The 22,141-nt window shown below is 73.8% G+C and carries 19 protein-coding genes; 13 read left to right on the top strand and 6 right to left on the bottom strand.

Annotated features, from left to right (window positions below):
- The first annotated feature begins 575 nt into the window (after positions 1-575).
- From HOY81_RS07025 to HOY81_RS07015, 3 genes are all read left to right on the top strand, one after another.
- The gene (locus HOY81_RS07025) at positions 576-1,424 is read left to right on the top strand and encodes an RNA polymerase sigma factor (protein WP_237319328.1); all 849 of its coding nucleotides are present in this window, start codon (positions 576-578) and stop codon (positions 1,422-1,424) included.
- Positions 1,421-3,724 carry a M48 family metalloprotease gene (locus tag HOY81_RS07020; RefSeq protein WP_237319327.1) on the top strand — a complete coding sequence of 768 codons (2,304 nt, stop codon included), beginning with the start codon at positions 1,421-1,423 and terminating at the stop codon, positions 3,722-3,724. Before HOY81_RS07025 ends, HOY81_RS07020 begins: the two co-directional genes overlap by 4 nt.
- A gap of 189 nt (positions 3,725-3,913) precedes the next feature.
- A complete protein-coding gene (locus tag HOY81_RS07015) occupies positions 3,914-4,759 on the top strand; it encodes a pentapeptide repeat-containing protein (protein WP_237319325.1) in 846 nt (281 codons plus the stop codon).
- Positions 4,760-4,832: 73 nt separating this feature from the next.
- Here the strand turns inward: HOY81_RS07015 and map are convergent, their stop codons facing one another.
- Positions 4,833-5,615, bottom strand: a complete 783-nt coding sequence (gene map / locus HOY81_RS07010; RefSeq protein ID WP_237319323.1) for a type I methionyl aminopeptidase — start codon at positions 5,613-5,615, stop codon at positions 4,833-4,835.
- Positions 5,616-5,680: 65 nt separating this feature from the next.
- On the opposite strand from map, the gene HOY81_RS07005 reads away from it, so the two are divergent.
- The 6 genes from HOY81_RS07005 (at position 5,681) to HOY81_RS06980 (ending at position 11,681) form a co-directional block, all read left to right on the top strand.
- Positions 5,681-5,983 carry a helix-turn-helix transcriptional regulator gene (locus HOY81_RS07005; protein ID WP_237319321.1) on the top strand — a complete coding sequence of 101 codons (303 nt, stop codon included), beginning with the start codon at positions 5,681-5,683 and terminating at the stop codon, positions 5,981-5,983.
- A gap of 546 nt (positions 5,984-6,529) precedes the next feature.
- Positions 6,530-6,826 carry a hypothetical protein gene (locus HOY81_RS07000; protein ID WP_237319319.1) on the top strand — a complete coding sequence of 99 codons (297 nt, stop codon included), beginning with the start codon at positions 6,530-6,532 and terminating at the stop codon, positions 6,824-6,826.
- A gap of 79 nt (positions 6,827-6,905) precedes the next feature.
- On the top strand, positions 6,906-8,810 hold the full coding sequence (locus HOY81_RS06995) for an alpha/beta fold hydrolase (RefSeq protein WP_237319317.1): 1,905 nt from the start codon (positions 6,906-6,908) through the stop codon (positions 8,808-8,810).
- Positions 8,797-9,393: a hypothetical protein gene (locus HOY81_RS06990; RefSeq protein ID WP_237319316.1), complete on the top strand. Its 597-nt coding sequence runs from the start codon at positions 8,797-8,799 to the stop codon at positions 9,391-9,393. The genes HOY81_RS06995 and HOY81_RS06990 overlap by 14 nt, the downstream gene beginning before the upstream one ends.
- The gene (locus HOY81_RS06985) at positions 9,390-10,454 is read left to right on the top strand and encodes an acetylserotonin O-methyltransferase (RefSeq protein ID WP_237319314.1); all 1,065 of its coding nucleotides are present in this window, start codon (positions 9,390-9,392) and stop codon (positions 10,452-10,454) included. The genes HOY81_RS06990 and HOY81_RS06985 overlap by 4 nt, the downstream gene beginning before the upstream one ends.
- A 210-nt stretch (positions 10,455-10,664) precedes the next feature.
- Entirely contained in the window at positions 10,665-11,681 is a 1,017-nt protein-coding gene (locus HOY81_RS06980; RefSeq protein ID WP_237319312.1) for a type IV toxin-antitoxin system AbiEi family antitoxin domain-containing protein, read from the top strand.
- A 67-nt stretch (positions 11,682-11,748) separates the two neighbouring features.
- On the opposite strand, the gene HOY81_RS06975 is transcribed toward HOY81_RS06980, so the two are convergent.
- The 3 genes from HOY81_RS06975 to HOY81_RS06965 all read right to left on the bottom strand — a co-directional run bounded on the left by HOY81_RS06975 (position 11,749) and on the right by HOY81_RS06965 (position 16,012).
- Positions 11,749-13,572 (bottom strand): hypothetical protein, encoded by a 1,824-nt coding sequence (locus HOY81_RS06975; protein ID WP_237319311.1) that lies wholly within the window; start codon positions 13,570-13,572, stop codon positions 11,749-11,751.
- 285 nt (positions 13,573-13,857) lie between these two features.
- Positions 13,858-15,132: a wax ester/triacylglycerol synthase domain-containing protein gene (locus tag HOY81_RS06970; protein ID WP_237319310.1), complete on the bottom strand. Its 1,275-nt coding sequence runs from the start codon at positions 15,130-15,132 to the stop codon at positions 13,858-13,860.
- 232 nt (positions 15,133-15,364) lie between these two features.
- Entirely contained in the window at positions 15,365-16,012 is a 648-nt protein-coding gene (locus HOY81_RS06965; protein WP_237319309.1) for a dihydrofolate reductase family protein, read from the bottom strand.
- A gap of 350 nt (positions 16,013-16,362) precedes the next feature.
- Here HOY81_RS06965 and HOY81_RS06960 point away from each other — a divergent pair, with 350 nt between their 5' ends.
- Positions 16,363-16,944, top strand: a complete 582-nt coding sequence (locus HOY81_RS06960; RefSeq protein ID WP_237319308.1) for an RICIN domain-containing protein — start codon at positions 16,363-16,365, stop codon at positions 16,942-16,944.
- Positions 16,945-17,161: 217 nt separating this feature from the next.
- Here the strand turns inward: HOY81_RS06960 and HOY81_RS06955 are convergent, their stop codons facing one another.
- Together HOY81_RS06955 and HOY81_RS06950 are read right to left on the bottom strand one after the other, a co-directional pair.
- The gene (locus tag HOY81_RS06955) at positions 17,162-17,821 is read right to left on the bottom strand and encodes an SMI1/KNR4 family protein (protein ID WP_237319307.1); all 660 of its coding nucleotides are present in this window, start codon (positions 17,819-17,821) and stop codon (positions 17,162-17,164) included.
- Positions 17,822-17,887: 66 nt separating this feature from the next.
- Entirely contained in the window at positions 17,888-18,577 is a 690-nt protein-coding gene (locus tag HOY81_RS06950; RefSeq protein WP_237319306.1) for a dienelactone hydrolase family protein, read from the bottom strand.
- Between the two features lie 455 nt (positions 18,578-19,032).
- On the opposite strand from HOY81_RS06950, the gene HOY81_RS06945 reads away from it, so the two are divergent.
- The 3 genes from HOY81_RS06945 (at position 19,033) to HOY81_RS06935 (ending at position 22,104) form a co-directional block, all read left to right on the top strand.
- Positions 19,033-19,467, top strand: coding sequence for a hypothetical protein (locus HOY81_RS06945; RefSeq protein WP_237319305.1), 435 nt, complete (start codon positions 19,033-19,035; stop codon positions 19,465-19,467).
- Positions 19,468-19,689: 222 nt separating this feature from the next.
- Complete coding sequence (locus HOY81_RS06940; RefSeq protein WP_237319304.1) at positions 19,690-21,861, top strand: hypothetical protein; 2,172 nt, start codon at positions 19,690-19,692, stop codon at positions 21,859-21,861.
- Between the two features lie 54 nt (positions 21,862-21,915).
- On the top strand, positions 21,916-22,104 hold the full coding sequence (locus HOY81_RS06935) for a hypothetical protein (RefSeq protein WP_237319303.1): 189 nt from the start codon (positions 21,916-21,918) through the stop codon (positions 22,102-22,104).
- The last annotated feature ends 37 nt before the right edge of the window (positions 22,105-22,141 follow it).

The raw sequence follows: 22,141 nt of genomic DNA, 5'->3' as shown, positions 1-22,141 counted from the left end.
CCGGGCCTTTCCGGACACCGCGCCGTGACGCGACCGGCCGACGCCGCTGCGTCACCGCCCACGCCGGCCGGGGGCCGTCCGCCTCCTCCCCGCGAAGGCGCGTCCGCCCGCGGGCCGGAATCCGCCGGGACAGTGCGGGCCGGCCGGTAAACAGGGCGCCGTCCCCCGGCTGTTACGGGTGTGACCCGGGCCGCGGCGACGCCGTACGTCCCCGTGCCGGGTCGCGACGACACGGACCGGACGGACCGGACCGGCGAAAGGACGAGACCCATGATGTGCGCACCGCCGCCCGACCCGGCGCCCGGCACTCCGCTGTTCGCGGCCCCCCGGGCGCCGCACCACGGAGCACCGCGCCCGGAGGCACCACCCTCGGGAGCACCGGACGGCCCGGCGCCGCGGAACCGCGGCCGCACCCCGGTGGCGCCCGACTCCCCGCGCAGGGGCCGCACTTGTGTCACGCTGGGGCACCGGGGAACCGGGCGGCCAGGCCCGGCGACGAGGCGCGGCGGTGGTGCCCGGTGACCAGCGGCACCCGCACACCGGCCGAGACAGCGCATCGGGGGGAGGCGACGTCCGTGTCGGGCACCATGCGAAGCGGCGGCAGAGACGAGACCGCGGAAGGCGGCACCGCGGAAGGCGCCGCGCACGGCGACTTCGAGACCTTCTTCGCCCGTTCGCTGCCCGGCATGCTCGCCCGGGCGATGCTGCTCTGCGGCCACCCGCAGGACGCCGAGGACGCCGTCCAGGAGGCGTACGCCGAGGCGCTGCGCCGCTGGGACCGGTTGCGCGGGTACGACGCCCCGGACGCCTGGGTCTACCGGGTGGTGCGGCAGCGGCTGTGGGGCGCCGCCCGCTCGCGCCGCCGCACCCGCCCGGTCGACGACCCGGTCGCGGAGATGCGACCGCCGGCCGCGGCCAGCGTCGAGCAGACGGCGGAGGTACGGGCCGTGCTGGCCGCGCTCTCCGGACTGCCGGCCCGGCAGCGGACCGTGCTGGTGCTGCACTGCCTGCAGGGCTTACCCCAGGACGAGATCGCGGGGGAACTGGGGCTCTCCCGCGGCGGCGTGGCGGCGAACCTGCACAAGGCCCGCCGCAGGCTGAAAGGCGTGGTGGGCACGGCCGACGAGGGAACGGTCCCCGGCCGCCGCCGCCCGGTCCAGCACGACCGGGGCGAGCTGGTGCCGGCCGGTGCCGGTGGCACCGCCCGGCCGGACGAGCCCGCCGACGGCGTCGCCGCGGCCCTGCTCCGCGCCGAACTCTGGCTGCGCGGCGGCCTCACCCGGGCGCCCGGCTTCACCCGGCGGCTCCGCGCGCCGGGCGTCACGGCGCACCCCGGAGTCCCGGACGTCCCCGGTGCCCCGCAGGCCCCCGGCACCACGGAGATCCCCGGCACCGCCGGGGCTCCCGGGGAGCCGTCGCGGTGACCGCCACCCTGCGTGCCCTGCTCGCCCTCGCCCTGGTGGGGGCGCTGCGCGCGATGGTCGTGGTGATGGCGCTGGCGTACGCGGTGTTCGCGGTGGCGGTGCTGACGCTCGCCTTCAGCAGCGAGGTCCGGATGGACAACCCGACCCTGCTGACCGGCGTGGTGATGATGTGCCCGGCCGTGGCCGCCGTGCTGAACGGCGTGCTGGGCGGGGTGCGCCGGACCGGCCCGCTCCCGGGGACCGCACGCGTCACCCGGGGCGAGGCCCCCGAGCTGTGGGAGCTGGTCACCGGGCTGGCGCGGCGGGTGAACGCCCCTCCCCCGACGGAGATCCGGCTCACCCTGGAGGCCAACGCGGCGGTCAGCGAGGACGGCGGCCCCTTCGGGCGGCGCACGGAGGTGCGCCGGCTCTACCTGGGCGTACCCCTGCTGGCGGGCCTGCGCGCGGAGGAGCTGCGCGCGGTGCTCTGCCATGAACTCGCCCACTACACCCGGGGCCACGCCCGCTTCGCCGCTGCGGTCCACCGCGGCTCCGCGGCGCTGCACGCCGCCCGTGCGGCCCTGGAGCGCGCCTACCGGGACACCCACTGGTATGTGGCCTCCTACGGCGCGATCCAGCGGGGCTCGCTGCGGCTCTACGCCCGGTTCTACGACACCGTGTCGCTGTCGGTGCGGCGCCGCACCGAGTACGAGGCCGACGCGGCCGCCGCCGCGGTGGCGGGCCGCCGGGCCACCGCCGAGGCGCTGTCCTGCGCCCACATGCTCGCCGCCGCCTGGGGCGACTTCCGCGCACGCTTCCTCGACCCGGTGGCGCGTCATACCGGCCGTTGCCCCGACGACCCGATGGCCGCCTTCCGCGCGATGCTCACCGATCCGGGGTACGGGACCCTGCTGGCGGAGTGGTACGGGCAGCGGCCACCGGCCGCCCGTCACGACCGGTGGAGCGCGCACCCGGCGCTGGCCGACCGGCTGACGGCCCTGGCGGCGCTGCCGGGCCCCCTCCCGGCGCCGGAGCGCGACCTGCGCCCGGCGCGGGTGCTGCTGGGCGCGGCGGAGACGCTGCCCGCCGCGGCGTGGCGCACGCTCTCCCGGGGCCTCGCAGGGGAACCGCCCGCCGCGACCGGCCGGGGCCACGCCGACCGGGGCGGTGCGGGCCGGCGGGGTACCGGCCGGTCCCCTGCACCGGGCGGGGTCTCCGGCGGACCGCCGGGCCGGCAGCCCGCCGGTGTGCGCCGGGCCCGTACCGCCCGGCTGGGCACGGGCCCGGGAGAACCGCGCCCCGTCCCCTGGCGCGACTGGCTGGACGAGGCGGCGGAGCTCCGGGGCACGGCGCCGCTGGCGGGACTCCCCCTGCCGCTGGGCCTGCTGCTGCCGGAGAGCCCCGCGCCGCTGGAGGCGGTGCTGACCCTCCTGGAGTCCGGGCGCGGCCAGGAGCTGGAGGACGCGCTGCGGACCACCGGCTGGGGGCGGGAGTGGGGTCACGGCCCCTACGAGGGGCGCCGCGACGCGACCGCCGCGGCGCTGCGGGCCCTGGCGGGGCACGCACTGGTCGTGGCGGGCCGGGCCCGCCGGCGCATCGCCTGGCGGGGACCGTCCGTGCCGGCCCCGCTGGACCTCGCGGCGGAGACCGCGCTGGAGCTGGCCCCCGCAGCCGCCGCCGATCCGCAGCACGTACCGGAGCTGCGGGAACGGCTCGACCGGTGCGCGGCCTCTACCCGCCTCCCCGTCCCCGCGCCCCCGGTCCCCGCCGTGGACGGCGCCGTCCCCGCCACCCCCGCACCGACCGGCTTCCGCCGCCGGGTGCCGCGGCCCGGGCTGGCGGCAGCGGTGGTGGCCGCGGTCCTGATCACGCTGGCGAACATGGCCGTCGACGAACGTCCCCACCAGCCGATGACGGGCCCCGCCGACAGCACCCACGATCGTCCCGGCGCCCCCTCCTTCACCGACGGCCCTTACGGGCACGCCCTGCCCGGCGGAGGGGCGGACGGCGACGGCCCGTACGAGATCCCGCAGGAGGGGACGGGGACGCTGCCGGGTGGCCCGCCCCTCGGCGACGGGCTGCCGCAGGAGCCGCTGGTGCCGCTGGACCGGCTCACCCTGCCACCGGCGGAGGACCTCCTCCCCACCGGGACGGTCGTGGTGGCTCCCGGGGAGACCCTCTCGCAGCTCGCCTGCCGCTACGACACCACCGTCGAGGACCTCATGGCCCGCAACGACCTGACGAGCACCCGGCTCCGCGCCGGCCAGGAGCTCGAGGTCCCCAGTGGCCTCGTCGGCCTGGTCCGCACCGACTGCGACTGAGCCGGCGCACACCCGCCCCGGGCGCCCCGCGGGGCGGGCCCGCCACGGCGACCACGGCCTAGGATGGGCCGTCCCGGGCCCGGCCGCGAACGCCGGACGGGCGGCTCGTACGGCCCCGCAGCCGGCGGCCGGCCCGCCGCCCGGGCGCCGCCGCACCACACCTCACCGCCGGACGAGGAGAGCACCGCCGTGACCCGGACCGACGCGCACACCGCACGCCCCAGCCACCCCGGTCTCCAGTCCGACTGCGCACGCTGCTTCGGCCTGTGCTGTGTGGCCCTGCCCTTCGCGCGCTCGGCGGACTTCGCCGCCGACAAGCCCGCGGGCACCCCGTGCGGGAACCTTCAGGAGGACTTCCGCTGCGGCATCCACGCGCGGCTGCGGGAGCACGGCTACGCCGGCTGCACGGTGTTCGACTGCTTCGGCGCCGGGCAGAAGGTCTCGCAGGTCACGTTCGGCGGCCGGAGCTGGCGGGAGGACCCGGAGTCGGCCCGCGAGATGTACGCGGTGTTCCCCGTCATGCGGCAGCTCCACGAGCTGCTGCGGTACGCCGCCGAGGCCCTGGAGCTCCCGGCGGCCCGGCCCGTCCACCGGGAGCTGCGCCACGCGTACGAACGGATCGACGCGCTGACCCGGGAACCCGCCGCCGCCCTGCTCGCCCTTGACACCGGGGCGCTGCGCGGGGAGGTGAACGTGCTGCTGCTGCGCGCCGGCGAGCTGGCCCGTGCCGGGGTGCCGGGCCGGAAGCGGAACCACCGGGGTGCCGACCTCCTGGGCGCCCGGCTGCGCGGCGCCGCGCTGCGCGGGGCGAACCTGCGCGGCGCGCTGCTGACCGGCGCCGACCTCGCCGGGGCCGACCTGCGCACCGCCGACCTCACCGGGGCGGATCTGCGGGACGCCGCACTGCACGGTGCCGACCTCACCGGTGCGCTCTTCCTCACCCAGCCCCAGCTCGACGCCGCCCGGGGCGACGCCGCGACCCGCCTGCCCGCCCACCTCCGCCGCCCCGCGCACTGGGACCCGCCGGCGCGGTGACGCCCGCCCGACGTGCCTTCGCGCCGACGAGGCGAGACGGCGCTCGGCGAAGCGGAACGCGGGGGTTCCGCCCTCACGACGTCGCCTGCTTGGGCACGGTGAGGATCTCGGCTCCGTCGTCGGTGACGGCGATGGTGTGCTCGCTGTGTGCCGTCCGGCAGCCCGTCGCACTGCGGAGCGTCCACCCGTCGGCGTCCATGACGAGTTCGGCGGTGTCCGCCATGACCCAGGGCTCCAGTGCCAGCAGCAGCCCGGGGCGCAGCCGGTAGCCACGTCCGGGCCGTCCGGTGTTCGCCACGTGCGGGTCCTGGTGCATCGTGGACCCGATGCCGTGACCCCCGAACTCGGTGTTGACCGGGTACCCCGCCTCGCTGAGGACCGTGCCGATGGCATGGGAGATGTCGCCGACGCGAGCCCCGGGCCCGGCAGCGGCGATCCCCGCGGCCAGCGCGCGCTCGGTGGCGCTGATCATCGCGACGCTCTCCGGGGGTTCCGCGTCGCCCACGAGGAAGCTGACGGCAGCGTCTGCCGCGACTCCGCCGTGCGAGACGGCGAGGTCGAGTGTCAGCAGGTCGCCGTCGGCGAGGCGGTAGTCGTGCGGCCGCCCGTGGAGCACGGCGTCGTTGACCGCCGTGCAGATGTAGTGGCCGAACGGGCCGCGCCCGAAGGACGGCGCGTAGTCGACATAGCAGGACAGCGCCCCCGCCTCGACGATCAGGGCCTTGGCCCACCGGTCGATGTCCAGCAGGTTCGTGCCGACCGTGCTGCGGCGCTTCAGCGTCTGCAGGATGTCGGCGACCAGGGCACCGGCGACGTGTGCACGGGCCAGTCGGGTGGGGTTCAGGATCTCGATCACGCGGCGCCCTTCATGCCCTTCCAATAACAATACCGGTCCAACTATACCGGTACTAGAATCGGGCCATGGTCAGGTTGCCGCTCACCCCCGCAGAGGTCGAACGCGGACGGCGCCTCGGCGCCCTCCTGCGCCGGGCCAGGGGGGAGAGATCGATGCTCGAGGTCGCACTCGAGGCAGGTGTCTCACCGGAGACCCTCCGGAAGATCGAGTCGGGCCGCGTGGCCACCCCCGCCTTTCCGACGATCGCGGCGGTCACCGAGGTCCTCGGGCTCTCCCTCGATGCGGTGTGGGCCGAGATCAGCCGGCCCGAACGTGGCGTGGGGCCGGCCGAGTCCGGTCACCCCGCACGGGACCGGTTGGCCTCGTAAGCCCCGGCCCCGCTGCCGGCATGGGGACATCCCACCGCGGGGCCGCGACCGGCCGGCCGCCGCACCGGCCCGGCAGCGGAGGGACGAGCAGCGCCCCCGGGGCCCGGCGCCGAACTCCCGTGAACGGGCCGGGAACTCACGGCCCATCAGCCGAAGCAGAAATGCCGGACGCCCGAATCACCCGCTTCCTCCCCGCCCGGGCGCCTTTCCCGGAGGCGAACCGGACCGAAAACGGGCGCCGCGTTCCACCCGAAGCGAATTGCCCTCGGTGTGGGCGTGGAGCATCATGCATGGTGCAAAGCCCACCAGCGGAAAGCCGAGCACGCGCAGCACGCACGAGGCGTACCACGTTCACGGAAAGCCCCTGACCAAGGCGATTTCCCCGCGGTACGAGGTGAGGCACCAGCACCACTGCGGCCGTCTCCGGGGGCGCCGTCTGTGCCCGTTTCCCCCAAGGACCGGGGCCGACCGGGTGCACCACCGACGGCGAACCATGTCCCCGGCGTTCTGCGCGGCTGCGACCGGCGCTTCCAGAAAGGAAGGAACATGTCCGTCACCAGGGAATCCTGCGCTGCACGCTGGGCTCAGGAGAACGTGGGGGAATGGTGCGCGCACCGCATCCCCGAGGCCGATGAGGCCGTGCCCGTGCTGACCACCCCCATCTTCGCGACGTTCGCGGTCGCCGGTGCCGCCGGCGTGGCCGTGGGGACCGCCCGTGCCGTGGGCGGCGTCACGGGCCACATCGTGGGCGCCACCCCGCCCCCCGGCAACAACGAGGTCTCCGGTGCCCTCGAGGCCGGACGTCCGGTGAAGGAACTGCTCGCCGACCACCCGGCGGTCTGATTCCTGCGGGTCCGGCGCCCGGGGATCCCGGGCGCCGGACCCCCTTCCCGAGACGTCCCGGAGACAGGTGACCATCGAGATGTCCGAAGAACTGGACGCAGTCTTCCGTAAGGTCGAGTTCCTGACCTCGCTGGGCGCGACCATCGGCGCCCTGGAACAATTGTCGGACCCCGGGATTCTGGCCGACGACCACCTGCTCGGCCGGCACGTCACCAGATTACGGGGGCCGAAACTGTGGCGGGCTCACGACTCCCTGGCCGAAAAGGCACTGGGCTATCCACAGATTCTCTCCGTGTTCGGCGCCCGTGCGCTCGCCGGGGCGTCGCTGCTGCTCCCCGGAATCAGCCGCACCCACCGCGGTGTCCTTTCCGGATTCCTGTGCGCGAGCAGTTACGCCACCCAGACCAGAATGGTCTACGGATTCGACGGCTCCGACCACTTCGCGTTCCTCAACTACGCCTGCGCCTCCCTGGAGAAGCTCTACGCGCACGACCCGCGTGCCCGGGAGGAGATCGCGGCCTTCCTCGCCCTGCAGAGCTGCTTCTCCTATCTGGTGGCCGGGGTCTCCAAACTCATGTCGCCGGCCTGGCGGGACGGCAGCGCCATCCCCGGCATCTTCCGCACCTCGACCTACGGGGACGCCGGCTTCCACGACGCGGTCCGCGACCGCCCCTGGCTGGCCAGGACCGTCGCCTGGGGAACCATCGCCGGGGAACTCGCCTTCCCCCTGGCGCTGGTGGCGCCCGCGCCCGTCGCGCGGGGCCTGATGGCGGCCGGCGCCGGGTTCCATCTGGGCAATGCCCGCTTCATGGGGCTGAACCGCTTCCTCTGGTCGTACTGCGCCACCTATCCGGCCGTCGAACACGCCGGACGCACCCTGCGCGCGGCCCGCGCCGCCCGGCGCGCCTCCGGCACCTCGCTGCTCGGCACCTGGACGCGGGCCGTCGCCGGAGCCGCGCAGCAGCCACCGGCCGCCCGACCCCTCCCGCAGGCGGCCGCCCGGCCGGCCCGTCCGGGGGTCGCACGGAGCGCCGCGGCCGCGGGTGCCGGGCTCCTCGCCCTCGCCGGCGCGGGGGCCGTGCACCGCAGGAACCGCCGCCGCCAAGCCGTCCGCGCGAGCGCCCCGGGCCGCTTCGTCCGCGTCGCCTCCCGCCCGGTGCACGTACTGGACCGGACGCGGGGCGAGGGCCCCACCGTGGTCTTCGAGAACGGCATGGCCTGCCCGTCGACGGAGTGGGGCTGGGTGCTGCGACAGCTCCCCGAACACGTCCCCTACGTGGCCTACGACCGGCCCGGCACCGGGTGGTCGCCTGCCGCGGGCGGGCCGCGGGACGCCGCGCAGAGCGCGGCGGACCTGCGCGAGCTGCTGCACGCCGTGGGCGCGCGCCCGCCCTTCCTCCTGGCCGGGCACTCGGTCGGCGGCCTGCTGATCCGCAGCTTCGCCCTCCGGCACCCCGACGAGACCCACGGGCTGGTGTTCGTCGACTCCTCGCACCCGGACCAGTTGGAGCGTTCCCCTCGGCAGCGCCGCACCACGCCGGTCGTCCGCCAGCGGATGACCACCACCTGGCTGCGTACCGCGCTCACGCCGGCGCGCGGCCGGCAGAGCGGCGACACCCCCTTCGACACGCTGCCCGAGCACCTCGTCGGGCCTACCCGGGCCTGCCTGGAGGACCCCGGGATGTGGCTGGCGGCCCGGCGTGAGATCAGCCGGTGGCTGCGCTCCTGGGCCGCGGACGCCGGCCGCCTGCACGAGGCCGGGACGCGTCCGGTGGCGGTGCTGACCGCCGGCCGCACCTCCCGCACCGACCCCGTGCACCTGGAGCTCCAGCGGGACCTGGCGGGCCTGTCGCCGGTCTCCCGCCACCGGCTCGTGGAGGAGGCGACGCACGAGTCGCTGGTGATGTCCGCCGCGCACGCGGGCGAGGTCGTGGGGGCGCTGGCATGGGCACGGGAGAAGGAGGGGGCGTATGTCCGCGACTGACACGGCCGCCCGCGGTGCCGGCACCGCGGCACGCTGGGCCCTGCGCGGGCTGCTGGCGGGCTGGTTCTCGCTCACCGTCGCCCAGCAGTTCCACCGGCGGCCCGGGAGGCTGACCGCCGTCGACCCGGTGAACGTCTGCGTGCCGGTGTCCACGTTCTTCGCCCCGCACCCGGGCGTCCACGACACCCACCTGCTGTTCCGTGCGCAACGCGCGGACGGCACCGTCACGGAGTGGGCGGAGGAGGGCGTCGTGGAGGAGCGCACCCTCCGTCAGATGCTCTGGCACCCGGTGCGGCGCAAGGAGAAGGTGCTCTTCGACGCCGCCTCCGAACTGAGCCGGATCGTCCGCACGGAACGGCGGATCGAGCACCTGCAGCTCTCCCTCCCGTACCTGAGCCTGCTCAACTTCGTCACCCACCGGTGCCCGCACCCGCCCGACGCGCGAAAGGTCCAGTTCATGCTGGTGACGTCGGCCGGCCGGGAGCGGACCGAGGAGCCGCGCGCCGTCTTCACCTCGGCCTTCCACGACCTCGACCCCGACCCCGGCGGCCACCCGGCCCGGACCCGTCAAGGAGCCGTATGACCTCCCCACCACCGGCCGGCGGCCGGACGTCCGTGGACGACACCCGGATGGCGCTCGTGATGGGCTTCGCCCTGGCCCAGGTCACCGGGACGATGGCCCGGCTCGGCATACCCGACCGGCTCGCCTCCGGGCCCGCGACCGCACCGGAGCTGGCGCGCGACTGCGGAGCGGACGCGTCCCGGCTGGCCCGGCTGCTGCGCGCCGCCGTGGCGCTCGGGCTGCTGACCGTCTCCGACGGCGTCCACCGGCTGACGCCCCTGGGCGAGGAGTTCCGCCGCGGCCGGCCGTCGCGCACCATCGTCGAGCTGTACGGAGACCCCGCCGTCTGGGAGGCGTTCGGCGGGCTGGAGGACGCGGTGCGCGGCGGCAAGCCGGCGTTCGACCGGGTGCACGGGACCCCGTTCTTCCTGGCCTGCGAGGAGAACACCCGCCTCGGCGACCGCTTCACGGCGGGCATGGCGCTGTCCACCTCGGTGATGATCCCCGCCATCGTGCACCACTGCGACGTCAGCGGTTTCCGGCACGTCGTGGACGTCGGCGGCGGCGACGGCTCCCTCCTCGCCGCCCTCCTCACCGCGTACCCGTCCCTGGAGGGCACCCTGCACGAGCGCCCCACGGCGCTGCGGGCGGCGGAGCACACGCTGGCCGCAGCCGGCGTGACCGACCGCTGCACGTTGCTGGAGGGCGACTTCTTCGCCTCCGTTCCCGAGGGCGGGGACCTCTACGTCCTGAAGAACGTCCTGCACGACTGGGACGACGAGGACTGCGTCCGGGTGCTGCGCCACTGCGCCGGCGCGGCGGAGGCGTCCCGCGGCAGCGTGATGGTGCCGACGCTCCTCATGCCCACCGCGGAGGACATCGGGGCCGCGGAGGACGCGCTGATGGTGGCGATGAGCGATGTCGAGATGATGGTGCTCACGCCGGGACGGGAGCGGACCCTGGCCGAGCACGAGGACCTCTTCGCCCGCAGCGGCCTGCGGCTCACCTCCGTCGTCAAACTCCCCGGACTGGCCCACCACGCCGTGCTGTTCGCCTCCCCGGAGCGAGGCGGCTCCGCGTAGCGGACACCGCCGCCTCCCCGTCGCACGCCTCCCCCGCACCGTGAGTCGTCTCCCCCGCGCTTCCGTTCCCTCCGTCCCATGTGCGGGCACGGCAGCGTGGTTGCCGTGCCCACACGCGGAAACGTGCCTCCTGTCCCCCTCCAGGGTGAGCTTCTCCGTTCCGGAGCGGCCTGTCGTGAGTGGGCACGACCCAGCGGGCAGGGCACACCCATGACCGCCGAACCGAAGACCACCACGGCCACTCCCTCCCCCACCTCGACCGTCTGTGCACTCGCCCGGCGCCAGCAGGACGTGGCGACCCGCACCCAGCTGGCAGCCGCCGGCGTGCCCCCGCGCACCGTCAGCCATCGGTGCCGGTCCGGGGTGTGGCAGCGCCCCTTACCCGGTGTCGTCGTCCTGCACTCCGGCCCGCTCACCTGGCAGCAGCGCTACCGGTCTGCTCTGCTGTACGCGGGAGCCCGGAGGGGCGCGGCAGGTGCCGGGCGGTCCGGGGCGGCACTGATCACCGGGGTGGCCGCACTGTCCGCGTACCGCCTGCGGTGCGCGCCGGCGCCCGAACACGTCCGGGAGGTGGACGTGCTGGTGCCGGAGTGGTGCGGCGTACGTTCCCGGGGCGGTGTGCGGGTGCACCGGACGAAGCGCCTGCCACGGGCGGTGCTGCTGGACGGACGGCTGCCGGTGGCGCCACTACGGCGCGCGGTGGCGGACGCCGTCCGCGGGCGTGGTGGCCAGGGCGTCACCGTCCCCGGGCTGCTGCACGAGGTGGTGCAGACCGGGCGCCTGGCGCCGGATCAGCTCGCCGAGGAGTTGCGGGCTGCCCAGTTGTCCGGACGGGAGGACGTGGCGGGTGTGCTGGAAGAGGTGGCGGACGGAGCCCGGTCACCGGCGGAGGGCCTGGCGCGCGGGGTGGTGCTGGCCACGGATCTGCCCCGGCCGCTGTGGAATCCCCGGCTCACCCTGGACGGCGCGTTCCTGGCGGTGCCGGACGCCTACTGGCCGCGGCACGGAGTGATCCTGGAGGTGGACTCGAAGCGGCACCACTGGGCCGTGGAGGACTGGGAGGCGACCATGGCCCGCCACAACCGGCTGGCCGCACTGGGATTCCGGGTACTGCACGTGTCCCCGAAGCAGGTGCGGGACCGCCCCGGCGAGGTCGTTGCGGCGCTGCGGGCGGCCCTGACCGCCGGGCCGCACGGGCCGGTGACCAGGGTCCGGGTGGGGAGGTGAGGGGCAAGGCTGCCCATCCGCCGTTGCGTGGGCCTGGGGCGGCACAGGCGGTCCACCGGTTCGGGGTCTACTCGGCCTCGCAGGTCGTGGCCTGGGAACCAGTCGGTCTCGTAGGGCTCGTGCCGGTACTCTCGCCCGTCCTGCCGGCCTCGATGGGGGTGTGGCGCCGCTGTTGAAGCTCATCGCGTTCGATGTCCGGGATCGTCATCGACTCGGCGAGGACGGCGGCGAGCGCGTTCACCTGGGTGCGGCCGATGTCCGCGGGGAAGAGCCACCGGAAGTTCTCGTCCCGCGTGATGAGGTCGATCGCCAAGCGCCCGCTGCTGTCCGGTGTGGTGGTCGCTGCCCGGACGTATCGCACCCGGTCGATCGGGGTGTCCTGACGGATCTCGCCCTGCTCGAGGAAGGTGTTCGTCCTGGCCGTGAGGATGCGGCGATCAGTGACGGCGACCAGTGTCTTCGCCGCCGCCTTGTCCCTCGCCGCCGCGAACTTCTCCCTCGCTCCGCTGAAGATCGCGGAAAGGGGGCCGAGAGCGTCGAGCTGGTCGGGGAAGCCGAGGACGCGTAGGGTCTCTCCGTCCTCGAGGAACCAGCGCAGGATGCGAAGGTACGGCTCGGCCTCCAGCGACTCGGGTGCGCAGACGACGCCCGGAGGCTCGAGCGGAGGTGGCGGCGGATGGAGAGCGTCGGCAAGGGGCTCGATCGCCTCGAGAAGGCGGGCGGAGGTCTGGCGGGCTGCCATCGCGTCCCTCCGCTTCCCCGGCAGGGCCAGTGTGTCGCGGCCGGGGAGCTCGGCGATGATACGTAGCTCCCGCGTCAGCCCGTCGACGAGGCCCGTCGTCTCGGCGAGGGCGGAGTCGAGTGCCTTGCCGGTGTCGCGCGCGATGGTGTCGACGAGCCGGGCCTCGCCGGCGTCCTCGGGGCCGGCGGCTCTCGCCCGCGCGGCGCGGAGCGCCTGGTATCCGGTCCATGCCTTCATGGAAGACAGCAGGGCGTGCGAGTCGAAGAGGATCGCCTCGGCGTTCGTCTCGAGGTACTGGCGGCGGCCGTGTGCGTCGAGCTGATGAAGCTGCCGGATGTGGCTGCCGGCGTTCAGCCGGTACAGCTCCAGCTGCTTGCGCAGCGACGCTTCTCTGCCCGCGACGGTGTCCCACAGGGACGTCGGGACCGATCCGATCTCTCGCGCCTGTTCGACCACGTAATCGACGGTGGCGACGAGCGCCGTCAGTTCGGACCACTGCTCGTGGCGGATGGTCGTGAGTACCTGGCTGGTCAGCGCGATGTTGGTCCTGACGAGGCCGGTGACCTCGCTCAGCTGCATCTGCAGGGCGACCATGGCCAGTGCCGGCCCGATCGCGGCAGCGGTCTGCGCCGCGCTCACCCTGGTCGCGGGGATGAAGCGGGCCTGAGCGATGACGCGGCCTTGGAACATCACCGTTCCGAGGTTCGCGCCGTCCTTGACGGCGAGCGTTGCGCCGGATTTCAGCAGGGTCTGTGTCGCGTCGCTGATCCTGTAGAGCCCCTGAAGACCGGCGAATGCGTTCCCGAGGTTGCCGGCCACGGTCGCCGTGTTCCCCACCGAGGCGAGCACTGTGGAGATCTGCTTGCGGTCGGCGGCCGGCACGAGCCCGAAGTCGATCAGATGCGACTTGAGTTCCGCCGGGACGTCACCGAAGACGGCAGCAACCCCTGGGAGGACCTCCGCCAGGACGGTCGATACCGCCGTCGGGTCGAGGTCCGAGTCGGGTGCCGAATCGTCCGCAACAGGTGCGTCGGCGGTATTGCTCTGGCCGTTCTCCTCAGGCTCGGTGATCTCCATCGAGTCCGAAGGGTCCTGCATGCGATCTCCTCCTGCGGGGGCGCGCAACGGCCAGACGTCGTCGGCGTTCACGGCCGAAGTCTACGGCTCGGCGCGCCGCGGTACGGCCCTTCGTTCGATCCGCACCTGAGGGATCGAGGGACTCGCTCCAGTGCGGTGCTCACGCGGCAGGTGCGGGAACCACGGCCGGTGTAGCAGGTGGCCGATCCGGTCCCACGAACCGGCTGCGAGCCCGGTGAGCCGGCCCAGTGCGACCTGTGAGTCCCGCCGGCGGAGATCGGGGAAGGCGGTCGTCGACGCCTGATGCTGACGACCTGACGAGGCGCCGCGAGGCCACAGCAGTGGGCGGCGCGGGCGTCATCCGGGCACGGCTCGCCGCAGCTCGGCGACCGCCTCGCCGATCGCGTCGGCCAGCCCGGCGATCCCGGGCAGCACCTCGGGGTCGGTGCAGACCCCGACACCGAGTGTCCCCGCGTAGGAGAGCGCCGAGACCCGGAGCGCGTGCCGCTGCGCCGGCTCGGCGACGGAGTACAAGCCGGTGACCGGCCGGCCGGTGACCGAGAGCGCCGTGCGCGGCCCGGGCACATTGGAGATCGCCAGGCTGAACTCGTGCGGCCCTGCGGCGAGGCGTCCGACGATCCGACCGAGCGGCGGGCAGCGGGCCAGGGCGTGGAAGAAGTCGTAGAGCTCCTGGGCGTCGCCGGCGGCCTTACGGGTGGCGGTCTCGCCGCTGATCCGGTCCAGACGGGTCGGCGGATCGGGCTCGGTGAGGGGCAGGTCGACGTTGAGGAACGCGTCGCGGTTGCCGGGCCCCGCCGCGTCCTCGTCGCGGCGATGGAGGCTGACCGGCACCTGGGCCCGGAGCCTGCCGAGGCGCCCGTCGGCGGCCGGCCAGGTGCGCAGGGCGCCGCAGACGGCGGCGAGCAGCACGTCGTTGACCGTGGCCCGATGGGGCCGCGCGGCACCGATGGCCTTGAGCTCGGCAAGCGGTACCGCGGTGACGGCGAGCTCGCGCCGGGCACCGATCTCGCGGTCGAGTGCCGAGTCCCTCGCGCGGTGGCCGAACTCGCGCCGCAGCGTCGCCGGGAGCCGGCGCAGTTCGTGCCGTGGCGGTCGGGCCGGCCCCGGCGCTGCGCCGGCCCGGTGTGCGGGCGGCGGCGCAGCGCCGGGCGGCTCCCACAGGGCCTCGTCGAGGAAGCGAAGGCAGCTGATCCCGTCCGCCATGGCGTGGTGGATGCGCGCGACGATCACCTCGCGGCCGTCGGCGAGCGGACCGACGAGGTCGATGGCCCACAGCGGGCGGCGGTGATCGAGCCGCTCGGACATCAGCTCACCCGCCACCGCCCACGCGTCGCGCTCGTCGATCCCGGCGGTGCCGTCGCAGCGGCGGACGTGGGCGGAGATGTCGAACGCGTCGTCGGTGACCCAGTGCGCTTCGGGGAGCGCCACCCGCTCGCGGCCGCGTGATCCGGGACCGAGCCGCGCGTCGACGTGCTCCCGCAGCCGGCCGACGTCCAGCGGGTCGCGGCCGGGCCCGAGCACGATCATCTTCAGCGTGTGGCCGGCGATCGCCGCCGACTCGAGCTCCAGGAGCCGGGCGTCGTCGGCGCTGAGCCGCTTCGGTCCCTCCACAAGCCGACCGTACGCTCCTGTGTGCACGCGCTCCACTTTTCCCGTTCTGCGGTCGGCGGAGCGAAGGCAGCGGGACAGGGCGAGGGCCCGCCCGGCCGTACCGGCCGCAGTGGCCGACGCCCACAGCGCTGCACGCACCGGTGCCGGGAGCCGGCGCTTCCCGGCCCCCGTACGGTGCCGCGCCCGCCTCCCCGGAGCGCGCGCTCCGGGCGTCCCTGAGCGGGTCCTCCTGTCACCTGCGCCAGAACAGGTGGTGCGTCACCCCGCTCGGGCTGGGCACGGCCTCGTGGTGGAACCGGTCGAGCAGGTCGTCGGGGGAATCCCAGAGCCTGAGCCCGGTCCCGAGCGCCACCGGGGAGACGGCCACGTGCAGGGTGTCGACGAGGTCGGCGTCCAGGAACTGGCGGATGGTGGTGACCCCGCCGCCGAGCCGTACGTCCTTGCCGTGCGCGGCCTCCCGTGCCTGCCGGAGGACGGTGGCCGGGTCACCGCCGACGAAGTGGAACGTGGTGTCGGAGAGCGTGAACGAAGGACGCTCATGATGCGTCAGGACGAACACCGGAGTGTGGAAGGGGGGCTCGTCACCCCACCAGCCGCGCCACTCGTGGTCGCGCCAGGGCCCACGCTGGGGACCGAACTTGTGACGGCCCATGATCTCGGCGCCGATGTTGTGTGCGTAGTCGCGGGTGAAGTAGTCGTCGAGGCCCCGGCTCCCTCCGGGGTCGGTCCGGTTGGGCCAGCTCGCCGTGGCGCCTGCCCAGGCGAACAGCCTCTCGGGCCGGTCGACGGTGCCGAACGGCCGGTCGAGGCTCTGGCCCTCTCCGGCCCCGATCCCGTCACTCGAGACGTTGAAGTTCTGGACTCTCAGCAGTTGTGTCACGTGGTTCTCCCGTGTTGTCGACAGTGGTGAGACTCTCCGAGCCGGGAAAACTCATCGCTGCGTCCGTGACGCACATCGGGTCTGCGCCGGGACGCCGCCCTTCGCCTCGTCGGCGCCGGTGCCCCTCAGACGGATGTGGCACCGGCGAGGCGGCGGCCGCCGGCATCAAGGGAGCGCAAGCAGCGTAGCGTCGGCTCTACCCGAGCCGGGCCGGTGGAATGCCTGCTAAGCGAGGTCCTTACACCATCGAACGGTGTTCGCCGCTCTCGCCCCGGTATTCCCCTTCGGGCGTGCAGACTCGTGCCGGACCAGTTGGTTCGCACCCCGGCCCCTGGGAGGGAAGCACACTCATGCCCACGCTTCGTCGCACCGCCGTCGCCGCCTCCACCGCGGTACTGACCCTCGCCAGCCTCGTCGCCGCCGGCGCCGCACCGGCCTCCGCCGAGCCCGGCTCCTTCGACCTCATCAACAAGAAGGACGGCTCACGCCTCGCCCTGGTGGACAACAACACCGTGGCCGAAGGGGCGTACGCCAACAGCCTGCGGGACCCGGGCTGGAAGTACAGCACGGAGGAGTGGACGTCGCAGGTCGTCGGCGACCGGCTGCCCGACGGCACACACAACCGGGTCCTCCGGAACGTGGCGGCGAACAAGTGCCTCCAGCCGCAGACCACCTCGCCCACGCGGGGCATGCGCATCGTGGTGAAGACCTGCAACGGGTCGGACCTCCAGAAGTGGAACCTCCAGCCCGAGACGGTCGGCGGCACGAACACCCGCTGGCGGATCTGGCGTCCCGTCGTGAACACGAGGCTCGCGCTGACGCTCGACACGTACGGGAACGGGAGCTGGAACACGCTCTACCTCGACACGTCCTACCCGTCCTCCGACCGGCTCTGGGCCCTCCGGCCCAACGACCAGCCGTGGCGGTACTGACCCGGCCGCCACCGGCCGCTACCGCCCGGCAAGGCGCCACACGTCGGCCATGTCTCCGCGCCGGCCAGGCCATCCCCTCCTGGCCGGCGCGGCTCCTCTCTTCCGGCCCGGAGGGCCGGCGGGCCATCCGGAGACCGCCGCCGCCCGCTCGTCACACTGCGCGACGCATGGTCGTCACACGGTGGGCGCTGCCGACCGAAGATCCTCGTGCAGGGATTCAGAGACCCCTGAGGTCACGCATCCCGTCCTTGCAGCCGTCCCGGTCGTCGACCCAGGTCACACCACTCAGATGGAGAACAGGCCGATGGTGGACGTCCTCGCGGCCGTCCGGCCCGCGCAGGCACCGGTGTTGCTCCAGCGCCGATGCGAGCTCATGCAGCCAGTCCCCAAGGGGCCAGCCGTCGCTGCCGGGAGGCAGCGGCTCGCTCTCGGATTCGACTGCCCAGGTGCCGAGGGTGCCGTAGGCGGGTTCGCCCTCGCGGCAGTCGACATAGAGACCGTACGAGCCTTCGCCCGGGTCGCTGGCGACGGGAACCAGGCCGGGTTCACGATCCCAGTGCTCCACCTGGAGTTCGTAGAACCGGCGCACCTCTTCGAGCCGCAGCCAGGTGTAAGCACCCGGGAGCCACCCGGCCACGCCCCAGACCTCCCCGGGGCGGGCACCGTCGTCCGGATGTGAGCCCAGCGCACCGTCGCGCATCCGGTACCACGCGCGCACCGTGGACGGCAGGCGCACACCGAGGTCGTACTCCAGGGCGGCGAGCTGCCCATCGGAAGCCGGCGGGCGCAGCAGGGCCGCCGAAGCCGGAGCACACTCACGAAGCCACGCCTCGATCCTTTGCCAGGCCGCACGCACGCTCTCCGCGTCCTCGGTCATGCCGGTCACCGTACCTACCGGCCGTTCGCCAGGCTCCCGGTTCCGGTGCGCGCGCCGCACCACGCCTCACACGTCTCGCAGGGTGCGTTCGAGGAGGGGGAGCAGCCGGTCCCAGTGGCGCTGCTTGGCGGAGGGGTCGAAGGCGTCGGTGTCGGACATGGTGAAACCGTGGACGGTGCCGGGGTAGACCTCGGTGGTGTAGCCGACGCCCGCGGTGTCCAGAGCCTGGTTGAGCTCGCTGAGCGCCTCGGGCGTCACGTCGCCTTCCGCGAAGCCGAGGTGCGCTTCAGCCGTGAGCCCGGGCACGAGGCGGTGCGGGCTGTCGGGCTCATCGGTGACCAGGAAACCGGGGTGGAAGCCAGCCACGGCGGCCACTTGGCCGGGGTGGGCCGCCGCGGTACGTACTGCCAAAGCGGCGCCCACGCAGTAGCCGATCACGGCGACCGGTCCGGCGGTGGCCTCCGGCTGAGCAGTGAGGAACCTCAGGTAGGCGTCGGCGTCGCGTTGAACGAGTTCGGGTGTGTGCGCCTCGATCAGAGGCATCAGCCGGCCGATGACCGCGGGCCGGACGCCCGCCCCGATGTGCTCGGGGAGTTCGGTCACCGGTGCCGGGCCGTGCCGGTAGTAAAGGTTGGGGACGAGCACGTAGTAACCGTGCTCGGCCAGTTCGCGAGCCGTCTCCCGCAGCGCGGGCCGCACGCCGAAGGCGTCCGCCGCGCCGTCCGTGGTGGGAATCCGCAGGGTCTTGGTGGGCAAGCTTTTCCTTCCTGACGTGAGGGGGCCGGCCCGTGGAACGGAGCTGACGGAGCGCAAGGTAGGTCAGCGTCTGCGGTACCTGCGGCGGTGAGCAGGGCCGCCCCGGGCGGCCGCACCGTCCGTGACGTCACGTCAACCACTGATGATCACTTTCGTCACCATAGGCGCTGCCGTGCACCGACGACACCTCGTCGAGGTGTGCGCCCGGTTCGCCGTGCGAAAAGCGGGCCCCGAGGAGCGTCGCTCGCCGCCGGACAGGCGCTGCTGGCTCCCTCGGTAGGGTCGGTCCCGGGCACGCGATGCCCGTACGCACCGCACATCACCGACCATAGAGTGGGCGGACGGCGACAACGAAGACACTCAGAGGTTGATCGATGGGCCTTTCCGACAGACTGACGGGGACGAGGCGGCCCAGCAGTGGTGTGACGCCGGGTTCCGTCGGCGAGGTCCGAGCCGTGCTCTTCGGCCTCAGCCGGACGGACGTCCCCTACCTCGTACGCGAGGGGAAACCGGAGGAGGGCGCCGATCTGGTGGCGGAGTGGCGGGTTGCGGAGCCGGCGTGGCAGTCGTTCTTCGCCAGGACGCAGATGAGCCGTGTCCTTCAGGTCCGGATGCGCTTGGTTCCGGCGCGCCACGAGGTCCGTGCGCTGGACCTCAGTGGGAGGTCACCCGGGTCGGGGGACCGGGCCGGACTCACGCTGCCAGCCGGCTCCACGCGTGGACAGGTGAAGACGGTCTCCTGGCACCGGACGCTCGGACGCAGCGACGAGGGCGGTGTTGAGGCGACGGAAACGTTCCGCTTCGACAACGCGACGCTGAAGGAAGCCGTGCGCGACACGGTCCTCGCGGCGGGATGGACGTGGCGCGGGGTGATCGCCGGCAAGCTTTGACCGGCGGATGAGAGCTCGTGGCCGGGCCGGCGCCTCGTGCCGGTGGCGGCGAGCACCACCGCGGGCCGGTTACTCTCCCCGGGCGACCTCTGCGGCAGCCGTCCAGCACGCCGAGCTCGCCTCATGAGGAACCTTGACCGCCCGCGGGCAGCGGCCGGCCGCTGCCCGCGGCGGGCGAAAAACGCGGATGCCGCGCCGGGGCTGCTCTGGGAGCATGCCCGGATGGACCACCTCCTCGAACCGCTGGTCATCCGGCACACCCACCGTCTCCCCGAGCCGTCCGGACCTGCCGGTCAGGGCGACGTGGCAGCGCGGCAGTTCGACGCCGCGCTGATGTCCGTGGGCTTCAAGCTGTCGGCGCCACTGCTGGAGCGCCTGTCGCGGCTGTCCGGGGAAACGGTCGTCGGCACCGCCACGCGCACACTGGACACGGTCCGCGAGATGGTCGGCGACCACGTCCGGCACAACGTCTACTTCCGGGACTTTCCGGCCAACGTGCCGGACACGGTCGAGTTCTGGATGCGGTGCATCTGGGAGGCGCTGGCCGACGACGCCTCCCGCGAGAGCACCCTGGCCCAGCTCCGCACCGGCGTGGTCGATCTGCTGACCCTGCCGTCGTACGGCACCTACCAGCACACGTACGCCGAGATGCTCGCCGCCCACGACGAGCTGATCGAAGCCGCTGGCGACCGCGTGACCGTCCTGCACCCCGGCGGTCCCCTGGCCGACGAGGTCACCGGCCTCTACCTGGCCCTGGCGGGCAGCACCACCCCGCTGGGCGAGGAGCACCTGCACGACCTCGCTGCGCTCGCCCGGCGCTGCGCCGACGGCCCGCAGCCGAAGGCGATACCCGTCCGGGAGAACCGCGCCGTTGTCAACCAAGCGCGCCTCGAGGCGGGGGCGGACCTCCTGCTGGACACCGTCACCGACGTGCTCCGCCTGGCCTGCGCACTCTCGGGCGGCGACGTGACGCTGACGGAACCGACCCGGTTCCGGTCGCTGCCTCGGCCGGTCCGCCGGGCGCTGCTCGCCGGTCTCGACGCGGTGATCGCGGCAGCCCCCGCCAAACTCGCCGACGTCACCGCACACCGTGAGGCGTTCAAGCGGCTCGGGGAGCGACTGCACCCGCACGAGTACCCGCGTCTGCCGCATGCCGCGGAGGTGTTCGCCGTCGCGCGTGGGGAGAGGGAGGTCCGGTCCTTCGACAGCCGGTTCGAGGAGCTGCTGGGCGCGCACGACGTCACGGGCGCCGCGCGGCTGCTGACGGCCGCGCCGGGCAAGCTGTTCCGTTCCCTGGACCGGCTGCTGCGCATGTGCCGCACCCAGGACGAGCGCGACGCCGTGGTGGCCACCGCCGAGCAGGTCGCCCCGCAGGTCTCCGGCCGGGTGCTGCTGTCCGTACGTGAGCACCTGCACAACCGTACGGACGACCGGGCCGGGCGGCGTGTCTTCGTCAACAGCCGCGCCCGCGCCTGGGCGACCGCCGACACCCGCGCACCCGTACCGCCGGCCGAGCGGAAGCGGCTGATCGCCGCGCTGGACGCCGAGACGCGCCGCCGCCTCCCGCAGCCGGGGCACCTGCTGGTCGACCCCGGCGTCCTCGACGTCGCCCTGCCGCTCAGCGGCAAGGCGACGGCCGCCGGACTGGGCGTGCTGCCCCGGGGCTCCCTCTCCCCGGTCGACGGTGACCTGCTGCGCTTCTTCGTCCACTGGAAGCAGACGGCACGCAGCACCGACTACGACCTGTCGGCGCTGATGCTGGACACCCGGTACGCAAGCCCCTCCTGGCTGTCGTACACCAACCTCACAGCGGTCGAGGGCGAGCACTCCGGCGACATCACGGACGCACCCGACGGCGCCTCGGAGTTCATCGACCTGCGGCTGAACGCCGTGCGCCGCGCCTTCATCGTCCCGCAGGTCAACATCTTCTCGGGCGAAGGGTTCGAGGAGGCCGAGGAGTCGTTCTTCGGCTTCATGCTGCGTGACGCCGAGCAGCGGGGCCGGCCGTTCGAGCCGCGTACGGTGCGGATGAAGTCGGAGCTGCGCGGCCCGGGCAGGGTGGCGCTGCCGCTGGCGTTCCTACGCGGGACCGACGGCAGCTGGCGCGCCAAGTGGCTGCACGTCTACCTCCGCGGCAACGCGGCCGCCAACCAGGTCGAGGGGAACCGGGTGTCCGTGGCGACGCTGGTGCGCGGCATCGTGGAGCGCGACTACCTCACGGTGCGGCACCTCACCGACCTGATGGCCGGCCGCGCCACGGCCACCACGCTGTGGGACGGCACAACGGTCCCGGACGGGCCCGTCACCTACATCGGCCTGGAACGCCCGGACGGGCTGCACCCGGACTCCCGGGTCATCACTCCGGGAAATCTGCGCGACCTGATCCCGGACTGACTGCTACGCTCGGCCACGGCGAGGCCATGGACGGACTTCCTTCTCACCTTTCTGATGCCTAGTCCCTCCGCTCTCCTCGCCCTCGACGTCCCGCCCGGGTGTCCGACGGCACCCGGGCGTCGTCGTGCGGGGGTGCGCAGCCTGTCGTCACACCCGGCCCTGAAGCAGGGCTTACTCGCCTCGCCGGTCGGCTCCCGTCGTTCCTACGACGACTTCCTGGCGGAACTGAACGCCTGGCGCTGACCGCACACGATGAGTCATGTACAGAGGGTCGCCGTAC

It is taken from the genome of Streptomyces sp. JJ36 (assembly GCF_021696945.1).
Taxonomy (GTDB): Bacteria; Actinomycetota; Actinomycetes; order Streptomycetales; family Streptomycetaceae; genus Streptomyces.
The sequence above is the reverse complement of the archived record's forward strand: the minus strand, read 5'-3'. Positions and strand labels throughout refer to the sequence as shown.

Excerpts from the sequence above, each read along its gene's own strand:
- HOY81_RS06935 (WP_237319303.1), top strand. The coding sequence starts at position 21,916 with ATGCCTAGTCCCTCCGCTCTCCTCGCCCTCGACGTCCCGCCCGGGTGT.
- HOY81_RS06940 (WP_237319304.1), top strand. The coding sequence starts at position 19,690 with ATGGACCACCTCCTCGAACCGCTGGTCATCCGGCACACCCACCGTCTC.
- HOY81_RS06980 (WP_237319312.1), top strand. The coding sequence starts at position 10,665 with ATGACCGCCGAACCGAAGACCACCACGGCCACTCCCTCCCCCACCTCG.
- HOY81_RS06955 (WP_237319307.1), bottom strand. The coding sequence starts at position 17,821 with ATGACCGAGGACGCGGAGAGCGTGCGTGCGGCCTGGCAAAGGATCGAG.
- HOY81_RS06960 (WP_237319308.1), top strand. The coding sequence starts at position 16,363 with ATGCCCACGCTTCGTCGCACCGCCGTCGCCGCCTCCACCGCGGTACTG.
- HOY81_RS07000 (WP_237319319.1), top strand. The coding sequence starts at position 6,530 with ATGTCCGTCACCAGGGAATCCTGCGCTGCACGCTGGGCTCAGGAGAAC.
- HOY81_RS06995 (WP_237319317.1), top strand. The coding sequence starts at position 6,906 with ATGTCCGAAGAACTGGACGCAGTCTTCCGTAAGGTCGAGTTCCTGACC.
- HOY81_RS07005 (WP_237319321.1), top strand. The coding sequence starts at position 5,681 with ATGGTCAGGTTGCCGCTCACCCCCGCAGAGGTCGAACGCGGACGGCGC.
- HOY81_RS06990 (WP_237319316.1), top strand. The coding sequence starts at position 8,797 with ATGTCCGCGACTGACACGGCCGCCCGCGGTGCCGGCACCGCGGCACGC.
- HOY81_RS06985 (WP_237319314.1), top strand. The coding sequence starts at position 9,390 with ATGACCTCCCCACCACCGGCCGGCGGCCGGACGTCCGTGGACGACACC.